At 34.1% G+C, this 14,545-nt stretch carries 16 protein-coding genes; 14 read left to right on the forward strand and 2 right to left on the reverse strand.

Going from position 1 to position 14,545, the window contains the following annotated elements:
* Nucleotides 1-202 precede the first annotated feature (202 nt).
* The 5 genes from JI750_RS21475 (at nt 203) to JI750_RS21495 (ending at nt 6,009) form a co-directional block, all read left to right on the forward strand.
* Nucleotides 203-2,380, forward strand: a complete 2,178-nt coding sequence (locus JI750_RS21475; protein WP_202006456.1) for an HAD-IIB family hydrolase — start codon at nt 203-205, stop codon at nt 2,378-2,380.
* Nucleotides 2,381-2,537: 157 nt separating this feature from the next.
* Entirely contained in the window at nt 2,538-4,049 is a 1,512-nt protein-coding gene (locus JI750_RS21480; RefSeq protein WP_202006457.1) for a glycoside hydrolase family protein, read from the forward strand.
* Nucleotides 4,050-4,055: 6 nt separating this feature from the next.
* Complete coding sequence (locus tag JI750_RS21485) at nt 4,056-4,577, forward strand: PPC domain-containing DNA-binding protein (RefSeq protein ID WP_202006458.1); 522 nt, start codon at nt 4,056-4,058, stop codon at nt 4,575-4,577.
* A gap of 75 nt (nt 4,578-4,652) precedes the next feature.
* Nucleotides 4,653-5,243, forward strand: coding sequence for a Crp/Fnr family transcriptional regulator (locus JI750_RS21490; protein WP_202006459.1), 591 nt, complete (start codon nt 4,653-4,655; stop codon nt 5,241-5,243).
* 76 nt (nt 5,244-5,319) lie between these two features.
* Nucleotides 5,320-6,009 (forward strand): CPBP family intramembrane glutamic endopeptidase, encoded by a 690-nt coding sequence (locus JI750_RS21495; protein ID WP_202006460.1) that lies wholly within the window; start codon nt 5,320-5,322, stop codon nt 6,007-6,009.
* A 159-nt stretch (nt 6,010-6,168) separates the two neighbouring features.
* On the opposite strand, the gene JI750_RS21500 is transcribed toward JI750_RS21495, so the two are convergent.
* Nucleotides 6,169-6,525, reverse strand: a complete 357-nt coding sequence (locus tag JI750_RS21500) for a prenyltransferase/squalene oxidase repeat-containing protein (protein ID WP_202006461.1) — start codon at nt 6,523-6,525, stop codon at nt 6,169-6,171.
* Between the two features lie 173 nt (nt 6,526-6,698).
* On the opposite strand from JI750_RS21500, the gene JI750_RS21505 reads away from it, so the two are divergent.
* From JI750_RS21505 to JI750_RS21535, 7 genes are read left to right on the forward strand one after another with little or no spacing between them, the layout of a single operon-like run.
* A complete protein-coding gene (locus JI750_RS21505) occupies nt 6,699-7,826 on the forward strand; it encodes an NAD(P)/FAD-dependent oxidoreductase (RefSeq protein ID WP_202006462.1) in 1,128 nt (375 codons plus the stop codon).
* Nucleotides 7,827-8,540 carry a methyltransferase domain-containing protein gene (locus JI750_RS21510; protein WP_202006463.1) on the forward strand — a complete coding sequence of 238 codons (714 nt, stop codon included), beginning with the start codon at nt 7,827-7,829 and terminating at the stop codon, nt 8,538-8,540.
* Complete coding sequence (locus tag JI750_RS21515) at nt 8,537-9,589, forward strand: type III polyketide synthase (protein ID WP_202006464.1); 1,053 nt, start codon at nt 8,537-8,539, stop codon at nt 9,587-9,589. The genes JI750_RS21510 and JI750_RS21515 overlap by 4 nt, the downstream gene beginning before the upstream one ends.
* Before the next feature lie 11 nt (nt 9,590-9,600).
* On the forward strand, nt 9,601-10,038 hold the full coding sequence (locus JI750_RS21520; RefSeq protein ID WP_202006465.1) for a 3-hydroxyacyl-ACP dehydratase FabZ family protein: 438 nt from the start codon (nt 9,601-9,603) through the stop codon (nt 10,036-10,038).
* Entirely contained in the window at nt 10,035-11,303 is a 1,269-nt protein-coding gene (locus tag JI750_RS21525; protein WP_202006466.1) for a beta-ketoacyl-[acyl-carrier-protein] synthase family protein, read from the forward strand. The genes JI750_RS21520 and JI750_RS21525 overlap by 4 nt, the downstream gene beginning before the upstream one ends.
* Nucleotide 11,304: 1 nt before the next feature.
* Nucleotides 11,305-11,559 carry an acyl carrier protein gene (locus JI750_RS21530; protein ID WP_202006467.1) on the forward strand — a complete coding sequence of 85 codons (255 nt, stop codon included), beginning with the start codon at nt 11,305-11,307 and terminating at the stop codon, nt 11,557-11,559.
* The gene (locus JI750_RS21535) at nt 11,556-12,056 is read left to right on the forward strand and encodes a 4'-phosphopantetheinyl transferase superfamily protein (protein WP_202006468.1); all 501 of its coding nucleotides are present in this window, start codon (nt 11,556-11,558) and stop codon (nt 12,054-12,056) included. The genes JI750_RS21530 and JI750_RS21535 overlap by 4 nt, the downstream gene beginning before the upstream one ends.
* A 3-nt stretch (nt 12,057-12,059) precedes the next feature.
* Here the strand turns inward: JI750_RS21535 and JI750_RS21540 are convergent, their stop codons facing one another.
* Complete coding sequence (locus JI750_RS21540; RefSeq protein ID WP_202006469.1) at nt 12,060-12,410, reverse strand: DUF488 domain-containing protein; 351 nt, start codon at nt 12,408-12,410, stop codon at nt 12,060-12,062.
* Between the two features lie 169 nt (nt 12,411-12,579).
* Between JI750_RS21540 and JI750_RS21545 the strand changes: the two genes are divergently transcribed.
* Nucleotides 12,580-13,365 (forward strand): polysaccharide deacetylase family protein, encoded by a 786-nt coding sequence (locus tag JI750_RS21545; RefSeq protein ID WP_202006470.1) that lies wholly within the window; start codon nt 12,580-12,582, stop codon nt 13,363-13,365.
* Between the two features lie 24 nt (nt 13,366-13,389).
* Nucleotides 13,390-14,517, forward strand: coding sequence for a hypothetical protein (locus JI750_RS21550; protein WP_202006471.1), 1,128 nt, complete (start codon nt 13,390-13,392; stop codon nt 14,515-14,517).
* Nucleotides 14,518-14,545 lie beyond the last annotated feature (28 nt).

The raw sequence follows: 14,545 nt of genomic DNA on the forward strand, positions 1-14,545 counted from the left end.
GACAAGTTTTTAAAACCTGTCGGGTTTACAACACATATAATAAATCATTTGTGAAGCCTGATTTTAAAAATCAGGCTTTTTTTATACTTAAATCATTGCTTTTTGCTTTCAAACATGGGAAATATGTAAATTTTAAATGAAATTATTTCTTCCTAATCTATATGGGCGCAGTAACTTGTGATTTCAAATAATTTAAGGAAGAATGATGAAAAAATTACGAATTTCACTTATCAATATACACGGACTTTTAAAAGGTTCTGGTCTAGAAATAGGGCGAGATGCAGACAATGGAGGCCAGACCAAATACATATACGAATTAGCCGAATTTTTATCCCAGCATGAAGATGTCGAACACGTTCATCTTTTTACCAGATTAATAGACGATCCCGCTCTTTCTCCAGAATATTCAGTGCCTGTAGAAATTATAAATGATAAATTGGATATTAGGCGAATACCGTTTCTAGGAAAAAAATACAAACCAAAAGAACAGCTTTGGGAAGGTCTTGATACTTTTGTAAATGGTGCGATGCAGCACATTAAACAGCATAATATTTTTCCTGATTGGATTCACTCCCATTATGCAGATGCGGGATATGCCGCAGCCGAATTATCTGCCGTTTTAAATATTCCTTTTGCACACACAGGACATTCTTTAGGATTTTACAAAAAGAAAAAACTAATTGAAAGCGGTGAAACAGAAGAAGAACTTGAGAAAAAATTTAAGTTTAAAGCCAGAATTTCTGCAGAAGAAAGAACCTTAGAACTCGCAGAATTTATTGTCACTTCGACCGAACAAGAAATTGAAACCTACAAGGCCTATAAAAACTTCGAATTAGGAAAATACCACGCCATTTCTCCCGGAATAGATACCCGAAAATTTGTTCCTTATTATTATCAGGAAAATGATTCTGATAAACATATGGAAGAAGCTCAGCGAAAATATTGGGTTGCCGAATCTATTTCTAAATTTCTAACCAATCCCCATAAGCCTATTATTCTGGCGCTTTCGAGACCTGACCGCCACAAAAACTTAAATACTCTAATTGAAGTTTACGGAAAAGACAAAGAACTGCAAAGCATAGCCAATCTGGTCATTTTTGCTGGAATTCGAAAAGACATTGCCAAAATGCCAGAATCGGAGAAAAACGTTTTAACCGATTTGCTTCTTTTAATGGATAAATACGATTTGTACGGAAAAATGGCAATTCCGAAGAAACATGATGTTGAAAATGAAGTTTCGATTATCTATCGTTATGCCGCAGAAAAAAGAGGTGTTTTTGTCAATTTAGCTTTACATGAAAATTTCGGTTTAACCGTTATAGAATCGGCTAGTTCTGGACTTCCTGTTGTAGTGACCAAAAACGGTGGCCCTTCAGAAATTATTCCTGTTTGCCAAAACGGAGAATTGGTGAATCCGCAAGAAGAAAGTCAGATCAAAAAAGCACTTCGAAATATTTTAACCGATGAAAATCAATGGAAATATTACTCAAATAATGGTGCCATTAATATCCAGAAATATTATAGTTGGGTCAGTCACGTCAATCAATACGTCGATTTGATCAATGAGAATTTGTCGGTTTCTTCAACTGGAATCAAAAAACAGCATTATCCCAATATCAATATCAGCCGATTAAAACGAAAGATCGATCACTTATTGGTTTCTGATATTGACGGAACATTAATTGAACCCAAATTGGCCAATCCAGGTCTGAAAGAATTAAAAACACATTTGACTAACCGAACTGATAAAATGGCTTTTGCAATGGCTTCGGGACGAAATTTGGATTTAGTAAAAAAAGTAATTGACGAAGAAGAATTTCCCCTACCCGACTTTATTATTTGTTCTGTTGGAACCGAGATTTATTACACCAATGGAAAGGATTATATTTTGGATAAAGGTTGGGCAAAATTTCTTGCAGGAAGATGGAAACGAGAAGATATCGTAAACAGATTAAAAGCCATTAAATGGATAAAAATTCAGGAAGAAGAAGCTCAAAACCCTTATAAAATCTCGTATTATTATGATAAAGAACAGTACAATCATGATGAACTAATTACCGCTTTAGGAACAGGCTGGTATAAAGTCAATATTATTCCGAGTCATGGGCAGTTTTTAGATTTTATTCCCAAAAGAGCTTCCAAAGGAAATGCGATTAAGTTCTTGTGCAGAAAATGGTCTATTCCGTTAAGCAATGTAATTGCGGCAGGAGATTCTGGAAATGATGTCGATATGTTTAGAGGTTCTGTAAAAGGAATTATTGTTGGAAATCGAAGTGAAGAACTTGCCGATTATGAAACAACAAAAAGCATTTATGTCGCTAAAAATTCTGCTTCAGAAGGGATTTTGGAAGGTTTAAAACATTATAAAGTCATTAAATAAAAAGAATAAGCCACGAATTACACGAATTTAAAAATAGTTCAACGACAACTTTGTCAAAGTTTAAAACTTTGACAAAGTTCTTCAACTTAGAATTCGTGAAAATTCGTGCCATTCGTGGCAAAAAAAAATATACTAACAGTTTAAAATAAATAATAAAATGTATTCAGGTTCAGGATTTAGCAACTGGGAAATTGGAGATGTTGATGTATTTATTGATGAAAAAGGAATTCATCATTTATTTCATTTAATTATTCCTAATCACGATTATATAGCACATGCGATCTCAAAAGATGGTCTTTCGTGGAAACGAGTAAAAAATGCCTTATTTGTTGGCGATCCCGGAGAATGGGACGACGATATGTTATGGACGATGCATATTAGCAAAAAATCGGATGGTGAAGGTTATGAAATGTATTACACTGGCTTGAAACGTCAGGATAAAGGAATTGAACAAAAAGTTGGAAGAGCCATTTCTGCCGATTTAATTACTTGGAAAAAAGAAAACCTATACGGACTTCCTTTTAAAAGCGAAGCTCCACATTATGAAGGTCCAAACAACAATCCAAGGCAATGGATTAGTTTTCGTGATCCTTTTAAATACCAATACAAAGGCGAAGATTATCTGTTAATCTGCGCCCGAAGCGCCTCTGGACCAACATATCGCAGAGGCTGTATTGGTGTTGCAAAAAGAGAAAAAGAAGGTTTTGTGCTTCAAAAACCGCTTCATATTCCGTATGTTTATGATGATGTGGAATGTCCTTGTGTTTTTGAAATTAAAGGAACCCATTATCTTTTAGGATCCATTAGAGAAGATATTAAAATTCGTTATTGGTCTTCGCCAGAATTTAGAGGAGAATATTCTGCATTTCACAATAACGTACTGATGCCACAAGGAAACTATGCTGCCAGAGTGGTTAAAGATGGGAAACACTTCTTGGTTTACAATTTCTATTTTGCAGACGGAAATGTTAATACACACCGCGTAATTCCGCCACCAAAAGAATTGGATGTTGATAAAAGCGGAAGACTTTTGCTGAAAAGTTATTACTATTGGGAAAAACTGTATCAGAAAACGATTCTTCAAAAAGACCTTCCTCACCCCTTGCCGATTCTAGGAAATCCAACTGCAGAATTTGTTTTGGAAAACGAAAGCAAATGGCGTTTTGGATGCCGAAGCGGTTACGAAATTTATGGTTTCGAAAAACCTTCTAACGATTTTGTATGGGAAGGAACATTGTCTGTTGAAGGAATGGGAAAAACGGGTTTTGTAATTGAATGTGATAAAGAAGGCACAGGATATTACATTTCGATTGATTTTATGAATGGTTTTGTCCAATTTAGAGCTTGGGGATTTAATGAAAAGGATGTGAAGAATAATTTTATTTTTGAAAACATTCAGACCAATCAATTTGAAATCAGCGAAGAAAAACAGATCTCTTTTAAGATTATCCGTTATGGAAATTACTATGAGCTTTCGATTAACGACATTGTCAAACTGACTTTACTAGATTTCAAATACAATGAAGGAAAAATTGGGATTTACGTCTGTTCGGCAGTTATCTCTATAAGCGATTCTAAAATTCATGTAATTCCAGAGCCAGAAAACGAATATGCTGCTTCAGATCCTGAAAAATATGATAATGAACTACAGCCTAATTCTTTAATTTAAAAAATTATGAATATTAAAATCCTTAAAATCCAAATTGCGTTAGTGCTTTTACTAATTTTTAATGCCACAAATGCACAACAAAAAGACGCTGAAAAATGCCGTTATACCAAAACCAATTATGGATTTCTGATGGTTCTTCGCGAAGGCGATAATGTTTTGGAACTAATTGAAAATCTTGCAAAAGAACAAAAAATACCTTCTGCCAATTTTACTGGAATTGGTTTTGCACAAGAAGCCACTTTCGGTTTTTATGATTTTGGCGAAAAGAAGTTTCATCCCAAAACTTTCAATAAAGTCGAAATGGGAAGTATTACAGGATCTATTGCCTGGAACGGAGACAAACCTTCGATACACATGCACGGCGTGGCAACCGATGACAAATTTGATGCGTACGGTGGTCATATTTTGGGCTTAAAAGTCGGAACAGGTTCTATGGAAATTTATATCACAGTAAATTCAGAAAAATTAGAAAGAAAAATTGAACAGCCTTTGAATGCGAACGTTTTACAATTGCCTTGTTTGAAGTAGATTTTGGTTAAAGGAGCTGTTTTTATTTTGAAAGATAAAACCTATATTGGCGTTCCAAACTCATAATTTAATAAAATGCCACAAAGTCCGTCTCCCGAAGAGGTAAAGAGAGTTTTCGAAAATTATTTTTCTGCTGATATGAATATCTGGAAAGGATTTTCGGAGAAAATTAAAATACGTGAATTTAACAAGTCTGAAATCATAAAAGATTATCACGGTGTCGAAAAATATCTCAACATCATCATCAAAGGATCTGCGGGTTTATTTGTTTGGGACGGAAAGAGAGACATTTGCATCAATCTACTTTACGAAAACAGTTTTATAAGTGATTATATGTCTTTTTTAAATCAGCAGCCGTCAGTTATTAAAACTGAAGCTTTAGAAGATGTAACGCTTTGGTCTATTTCTCATCAAGATTTAAATGAATTGTACCAAAGATCTGAAACAGGCTTGCGAATTGGAAAAGCCATTTCTGAAATGCTCTACGTGCGCAAACAACAAGAACAGATTAATCTTTTGACGCTTTCTCCTCAAGAACGCTATTTGAAACTTATAGAAGGGCGACCAGAAATTTTTCAGAGAACACCTTTAAAAATCATTGCTTCTTATCTCGGATTAACAGCCGAAAGTTTAAGCCGAATTCGAAAAAGAGTCATGGAAAAATGATTTCTTACCCAAAGTCAATTTTATTTTCATTTATGCGCCATAAGTTTGCTTCACTAAACCAAACAAATTTAAAACGATGAAAAATAAAATCAACTTTGGAGCAATTATAGTTTTTTATGTAATCGCAGTAATCTGCAGATATGCAGCTGTAAAAACCAATTTATTATCTGAAATAGAAAATCCGTATTTAGTGATTTTGCTTCGTGGCGTTGGTCCAGCTTTAGGAGCTTTAGCGGCAATAAAAATATTCTCGCTTCATAACCCGATGTCATTAAAAGGAATATACAAAAACGCAATTGTTCCTTTTGCCGTATATTGGTTGCTTCCTGCCGTTTTAATTGCTGGCGTTTATTATGTAACTATTGGCAAATTCCCAATTTTATTAATGTTTACTGTTTTAACCTACGGACTTTTGGAAGAAATCGGCTGGCGAGGATTTTTACAAGAACAATTAAAATCGCTTCCTAAATTTACTTCTATATTAATTATTACTGTCCTTTGGTTTGCTTGGCATTTAAATTTAGAAACCACGCTAAGCAACATGATTTTCCTTGGAATCATTTTCTTCGGAACTTGGGGAATAGGAAAAGTATATTCTTCTACAGGATCATTACTGGCTGTGGCAGGAGTACATTCGCTAAACAATTTCTTCCGCGATGGCTTGCATGAAACAGAACTTACTTTAATTGCAATTTTACTATTAATATGGGTTGGTTTTATTATTCTTTACAACAAAAAATTTAAAACTGTTGCAAATCCAGCTTAACTTAATTCTGCAGGCAATTGAGATAGTTTCTGCAAAACCTAAGAGAATAATTTTTTCACGCAGATTATGCAGATTATGCAGATTTAAATCAGTGAAAATCCTTTAATCTGTGGCAAAAAAAAACAGCGCAAACATTTTAAGTTTTGCGCTGTTTCTATTCTAATTTAATCTTTCCGTAGTTTCAACTCTCAAACAATGTTCACTACCAAGATAAAGCGGATTTCCATGTTTCTCAGACCAGAATCCGTCTAAAACATCTTTAGTGATACATTTGTAAACTACAACACCTTTATAAATTTTATTGTCGTCTCCTTTATAATTAAAATTAATTACCAGAATATTATCTTTAAAAAAGCCTGTTCCTTTTTGCTGATGCGAGTTGATAACCCAATTTGCTTTAATTCTGTTATTTTTATCCAACGTTAAAGTCAAAACACCTTTGTATGTAATGTCATTACTGTCGTCCTGATTGCTTCCCGAAACAGAAAAGGTGCCTACTAAATCTTGTATTGTCATTGGTAAATGCTGCTAATTTTCGGCAAAAATAAAGATTATCTTTTAAATGAATTTCTTATTCTCTTTTTCCCTAATAAAAACGATCTTTATCTTTTAAGACAAAGGTTGAAATTTTGTTAATTTATTATCAAATTAAGTAAAGTTCGTGTAAGAATTATGACTAAATTGGTAGTATGAGAACAAATCCCGATGTACTTATTATTGGAGGCGGTCTTGCAGGTCTTGCAGGCGCTTTACACTTATCCAAAAAAGGATTGAAGGTTGTTCTTATCGAAAAAAACACCTATCCAAAACATAAAGTCTGCGGAGAATATATTTCAAATGAAATTCTTCCGTACTTGCTATGGCTTGGTGTTGATGTTTCAAAACTGCATCCCACAAGCATTTCTAATTTTGAATTTACAGCTCAAAACGGTAAAACGGCAAAAACAAAACTTCCGTTGGGCGGTTTCGGAATCAGCCGTTACGAATTGGATCATTTTCTATTTCAAAAAGCAGCAGAAAACGGCTGTTCGATTATAGCAGAAACAGTTACCAATATTTCTTTTGAAAACGACATTTTTACTATAACAACTTCCGAAGAAACGCTTTCTGCAAAAATAGTTCTGGGCGCTTATGGCAAAAGATCTAATATTGATCAGGTTTTGGAAAGAGATTTTATTTCTAAGAAATCACCATGGTTAGCCGTTAAAGGACATTATTCTGGAAATTTTGATGAAAAACTTGTCGCTTTATACAATTTTCAAGGCGGTTATTGCGGTGTTTCAAAAGTAGAAAACGACATTGTAAATATTTGTTATCTAGCCGATTTTGAAACTTTTAAAAAATATAAAAATATTGAAGAGTATCAGAAATCAGTACTTTATAAAAATAAAAAGCTAAAAGCTGTTTTTGAAAACAGCACTTCCTTATTTGAAAAACCTTTAACCATAAGCCAAATTTCATTTGACAGAAAAGAACCTGTAGAAAACCATCTTTTAATGATTGGAGATACTGCAGGATTAATTCACCCAATGTGTGGCAACGGCATGGCAATGGCCATTCATAGTGCCAAAATAGCTTCCGAATTGGTATTGGATTTCTATTATGGAAAAATAGAATCCAGAAATGAATTGGAGAAAAAGTATATTCAGGAATGGAAAAAGCATTTTAGTAAAAGATTATTCTTTGGACGAATATTAGCCAAAGCGCTGACCTATAAAAATTTTACACACGCAATGACAACTGTAGCCGCTTCAGTTCCGTCATTGCTTTCTCTTATTGTAAAACAAACACATGGACGCCCCGTAACAGTTGAATAAATGAGTGTAAACACCAAATATAGAACCGAAGAAATTGAAATAATGGACGATTTTTCGCTTGAAGGCGAAGAACTTATTGGTGCTTTAGATCAAATTGCTTCTATTAATCAATTGCTTGGCGGAAACAAACTCACGCTTCACGGCATTAAAGAGCTTTTAAAAAAGGCTGATACTTCCAAAACGATTACCGTTGCAGACATAGGTTGCGGTAACGGAGATATGTTAAGAATGCTTGCTAAATATGGCAAAAAACAAAATCTAAATTTTAAATTAATTGGTATTGATGCAAATGCTTTTACGATTGATTATGCCCGAAAACTATCTAAAGATTTTTCAAACATTAAATATCTATGTATGGATATTTTTAGTGAAGAATTCAATCAGCTAAAATACGATATTGTCTTATGCACGCTTACACTGCATCATTTTACAAGCAATCAAATAGCCGATGTCATGAATACTTTAAACAAAAATGCTTCAATAGGCATTGTTGTAAATGATCTTCATAGAAGCAAATTGGCTTACCGATTATTCGAACTGATTGGTTTTGTTTTTAATCTCAACAATATGTCTCGAAACGACGGATTGATTTCGATTTTGAAAGGGTTCAAAAAAAAGGAATTAGAGAACTTGTCGCAAAAATTAAACTTAAAAAACTATTCCATAAACTGGAAATGGGCATTTCGCTACCAGTGGATAATTACAAAAATATGAGTGTAAAGATAATTACAGCTGTTAAGCAGCTTCCGCAATATTCAAGAACCACAGAAGAAATACTTCCGCTTGTCGATGTATGGCTTGAAGGTCAGGAAGAACGTTTTATCAAAAAAGTAAAAAAGATATTCGAAGGTGCTTCTGTTGACAAACGTTATTCCATCATGGAACCTTCAGAGGTTTTTACCGCTACTTCATTCGAAGAAAAAAATGATATTTACAGTCGTGAAATGATTGTTTTAGGATATCAGGTTTTAGAAAAAGCATTAGAAAAAACAGGCTGGGATCCGCAGAGTTTAGATTACATTATCACCGTAAGCTGTACTGGAATTATGATTCCTTCGCTTGACGCTTATCTAATTAATAAAATGAAATTGAGACAGGACATCGTTCGTCTTCCTGTAACCGAAATGGGTTGCGCCGCGGGAATCTCTGGAATCATTTACGCAAAGAATTTCCTCAAATCAAATCCAGGAAAACGTGCAGCTGTAATAGCCGTAGAATCGCCGACGGCAACTTTTCAGCTGAATGATTTCTCAATGCCAAATATCGTCAGCGCAGCTATTTTTGGCGATGGCGCTGCCTGCTGTTTATTATCATCAAAAGAAGGAGATACTGGCCCTGAAATTCTCGATGAGCAGATGTATCATTTTTACGATGCAGAACATATGATGGGTTTCAAACTCACTAATGGCGGCTTGCAAATGGTTCTCGATATTGAAGTTCCTGATACGATTGCTTCGCATTTTGAAGATATTATCCATCCGTTTTTAAAACAGAATAATCTTGAAATAAAAGATATTGATCATATGATATTTCATCCGGGTGGAAAGAAAATCGTCACAACTGTCGAATCGCTTTTTGCGGGATTGGAAAAGAATATTGATGATACAAAAGAAGTTCTCCGAGAATATGGCAACATGTCAAGTGCTACCGTTTTATACGTTTTAGAAAATATAATGAACCGAAATCCGAAAAAAGGAGAAAAAGGTTTAATGCTAAGTTTTGGCCCTGGATTTTCGGCACAAAGAGTTTTATTGCAATGGTAATTTGAAAGTTTATGAAATTAAATGAAATAATAGCCCAACTTCCGTACAGCGAACCTTTTTTGTTTGTTGATGAATTGCTCCATGCTGACGAAAAAGGTATCACAGGAACTTATACCTTCAAAGAAAATCTTGACTTTTACAAAGGACATTTTAAAGATAATCCTGTAACTCCAGGTGTAATTTTGACCGAAACGATGGCTCAGATTGGAATGGTTTGTTTGGGAATATTTCTTTTAGGAAATGAATTAGGAGAAAACACCGTAATCGCTTTTACTTCTGCAGATATGGAATTTTTAAAACCAGTTTACCCAAATGAAAAAGTGACGGTAACTTCTGAGAAATTGTTCTTTCGTTTTGGAAAATTAAAATGCAATGCCGTAATGAAAAATGAAGCTGGACAAGAAGTTTGCAGAGGCGTATTAGCAGGAATGATAACTAAAAGATTATGAAAAAACGAATTGTAATAACTGGTCTTGGAGTAACAGCTCCAAATGGTGTCGGAATTCCTGCATTTAGCCATGCACTGCAAAATAGCATTTCGGGTATTCGACATGATGCTCAGTTGGAAGAATTGCAATTTTCTTGTCAGATCGCGGGTCAGCCTCAAATATCTGAGGAAATGAAATTGCAGTATTTTACAGAACTCGAGCTTCGCGGATTTAATAGTACAGGAATTTTATATGGCGTTATTGCGGGTTTAGAAGCTTGGCATAATGCAGGATTGCCATTTAATGAAAATCCAGATTGGGACAGTGGCGCCATTTTTGGAGCTGGCACTTCTGGAATAGATAAATTTCGCGAAAGCATTTATAAAATTGATGAACTGCAAGTCCGAAGATTAGGAAGTACTGTTGTTGCACAAACCATGAACAGCGGAGTGAGCGCCTATCTTGGAGGTAAAATCGGATTGGGAAATCAAGTTACAACCAATTCTTCGGCTTGTACAACTGGAGCCGAAGCTATTTTGATGGCTTATGACCGAATACAATCTGGACAAGCAAAACGAATTCTTGCAGGCAGTACTTCTGATAGCGGACCTTATATTTGGGGAGGTTTTGATGCTCTTCGTGTTTGTTCCTCAAAATTTAATGACAAACCAGAAGAAGGCTCAAGACCAATGAGCGCTTCAGCAGCAGGATTCGTTCCTGGTAGCGGTGCTGGTGCTTTTGTTATTGAAGACTTGGAAACAGCTTTAGAACGTGGAGCTGTAATTTATGCCGAAATATTAGGTGGAAATGTCAATTCAGGCGGACAAAGAGACGGCGGGACTATGACGGCTCCCAATAGCGCAGCAGTGCAAAGATGCATTAAAACGGCTATTGAAAATACAGGAATTAATCCAAATGAAATTGATGCCATAAATGGGCATTTGACAGCTACAACAAAAGACAGTCTTGAAATTGAAAATTGGACAAAAGCATTGGAGAGAAATGGTGCTGATTTTCCGTATATTAATTCTTTAAAAAGCTTAACGGGCCATTGTTTAAGTGCTTCTGGAAGTATCGAAAGTGTTGCTTCGGTATTGCAACTTCACGAAGGATTTTTGTTTGGAAATATAAACTGTTCTGATCTTCATTCTGAAATTGTGGCGCTAATTGATCCTTCAAAAGTGCTTTTAGAAACTATTAAATTCAACCCAAAAATAATTGCAAAAGCCAGTTTTGGTTTTGGCGATGTAAATGCATGTATATTATTTAAAAAATTTGAAAACTAACATGGACAGACAAGAACTTATCGCAAGATTAAGAGTAATTATTAAGCCTTTTGCAACTAACACAGAAGCATTTGAAAACCTTACCGAAGAAACAGATTTTATTAAAGATCTGAATATCAATTCGGCCAATCTGGTTGATATTGTACTAGACATTGAAGAAAACTTTGATGTTGTAATCGACAATGCCGATATGGAACGCATGCTTGATGTAAAAACTGCTGTTGAAATCATCGAAACTAAACTAGCCGAAAAATGATTGGAAACGACATTATAGATCTTGCGCAGTCACGCATAGAAAGCCGTTGGCAGCGCAAAGGTTTTATAGAGAAGCTTTTTACTGTCGAAGAACAGCGGTATATTAAAGATTTTGACAACCCTGAAATTATGGTATGGCTTTTATGGAGCATGAAAGAGGCGGCTTATAAAATTTACAACCGCCAAACCAAAATAAGAGAATTCAGCCCCAAAAAGCTTTCTTGTTTATTGGATTCTTTAAACGCTAATTTGGCTTTTGGAAAAGTCAGTTGCAATGAAAATGTATATTATTCTAAAACTATATTTTCTTTAGAAAGTATTCATACGATCGCAGTGGATGATCCAAAAAACATCAATAATGTAATTGAAGTTGAAAATAAAGAAATTATAAAAGACGAAAACGGAATTCCATACTTAAAAACTGACAATACGCTTCAGGATATTTCGATCAGCCATCATGGAAGATTTGAAAAACGAGTAGCATTTTTTAGAAGATAACTTTTAAACATTTAATAAAAACTCTTTTAGTACGACGGCATGATTTATTTCTAGATCTTTTGCTCCATACAATAAAGTCAATGACTGTTTCTCAGCAATCTTTCTTAGACGCTCCACTTCTTCTTTTTTTGATTTTAACTCTTCGATATATAATTTAGAAAATTCTTCAAAACGCTCTTTTTTATGATCAAACCACAAACGCAATTGAGGCGAAGGCGCAATTTCTTTGTTCCATTCATCAATTGATAAATCCGTCTTCTTTATTCCGCGCGGCCATAAACGATCTATCAGTATATGATACGTGCCGTCATTTTCCTTGTGATTGTAAATCCTCTTGATGTTTATTGCTTTCATTTTTCTATCGAATGTTTAATATTAAATTTAATAAAAACGACTTCTTTATACACTTCATCTCTCTGTTTTTTTTGTAGTTGTTTGGAAAAGCCATGAACGGTTATTCAGAATATTCTTTATATTTGATATAGATTACATTCCAAGTTAATTCACTAGAAATATGAAATCAATGAGAATACTTTTTACAAAAACGGTATTATTTTTATTGCTCTTATCCTTATTTTCATGTGAAAATAAAAAACCGAAACCTGTCACAAAACCAGCATATAAAGCCGGTGTCATTTTATCTTTTGATGATGCTTATGTCGACGAATGGTCTGAAGCAGATCAAGCTTTGCGAAAATATTCTTGGAAAGCCACATTTAATGTCTGCCGAATTGATTCTATTGGAGCTCCAGAAATTAAAACACTTTTAGAAATGCAAAAATATGGTCATGAGATAGCTGGACACGGCTATCATCATTACAATGCAGTTAAGTTTACCCAAAAATATAGTGTTAAGGAATACATGAAGCAAGAAATTGATCCTATGATTATTTCCATGAAAAAGAAAGCTTTCAACGTTACTTCTTTTGCGTATCCATACGGAGAACGATCAGATTCTTTAGATCAGGCTTTATCTCCTTTATTCAAAATCATAAGAGGAAGAGCATTTGGAGGCGAAATTCCAGAAAAACAGGATAGCTATTTTAATAATTCTAAAATTGTATTTGCATTTGATATTGACAACAGTCACGTTCATTTCAGCATTCCTTATTTGCTTGAATTATTAGATTTTGCCAAAAAGAATAATAAGATCCTAATTTTATGTGGCCATAAACCAGTTAAGGAAATAACTGAAAATTATCAGACCAAAATAGAAACCTTAGAATTCATTTGTAAATACATGAAATTGAATGATCTTAAGTTCTACCGCCTTTCAGATTTAGATAATCTGCTTCCGCCTCAGCTTTAATCCGTAAAATTTAAAATATAAATAATGAAGATATATCTTGTTTTTATGCTTGCTGCCGTAGCCGTTTGTCAGGCTCAAGTAAAAAATCCTGTACTCAAAGCTTCTTCAAAAATCTGCTATATCAAAGAAGGCAATGAAGAAAAAACAAAATGGTATTTAGATCCAAAAGCGAAACCAGATTTATACGTTACAAATAAAAGTCCGAAAGAGAAAATTGTTGCTTTTTATACTAATGAAGATTCTATCAGCATAAAATTAAAACCTGGAAAAAAGTTTGATTTTACAGTTCTTTTAAACAATACCGATACTTGTTTTACACGCGTTGAATGTCCGCCTTTAAAAAACTTTTCAAAACTTAAACCTGAGATTCACGATACAATTCCATTTGTGCTTTCAGAGTATAACAATATCATTTTTAAAGTAAAATTAGACGATAAAGAAACTCTTGACTTAAAATTTGATTCAGGAACTAGTGATTTTCTTTTAACAAATGAAATACTCAATCAGCTAAAATTAAATAGTTTAAAAGGTCATAGTTTTAAACTAGGCAATCAAATCTGGAAAAATCAGGAGATTTTTCCTGTCGAATTATCTGGACAAGGAACTGTGGGCCGTTTTGGATGGAATTTATTTGATGGAAAAATAGTAGAAATCGATTATGATAAAAAGATCTTTATAATTCATTCTAAACTATCAAAACGAAACAAAGAGTACACGAAACTTGATATGGAATTTACTCGTACTCTATTTTGTATTCAAGGAAATCTTCAAATAAACAATACTGCTTATAAAGGACGTTTTCTTTTTGATAATGGCTATCAGCGTACCGTAATGCTCGATCAGCAAATCATGAGGGAACAGCAATATCCAAAAGAAAGTTTACCTGTTATCAAAAAAGTTATTTTAAAGAACGGACAAGGAGAAGAAATTCCGGTTATAACGGTAAAAAACGAAAAATTTTATTTAGGCGATTTATGTTTAAATGATGTGCCAGTACAATTGCTAGCGACAGGTAATCCGGCTCAATTCAAAACCCATATTCTTGGCAACGAAGTTTTAAAAAGATTTAATACCATTTTGGACTTTCAGGAAAACAAAGTGTACTTAAAACCCAATTCTTTATGGAATGAGTCTTATACTGAAGGCTCTTGAAAGACAATCACTATAGAAAACTAAAGAA

The organism is Flavobacterium tagetis (genome assembly GCF_016735615.1).
Classification (GTDB): Bacteria; Bacteroidota; Bacteroidia; order Flavobacteriales; family Flavobacteriaceae; genus Flavobacterium; species Flavobacterium tagetis.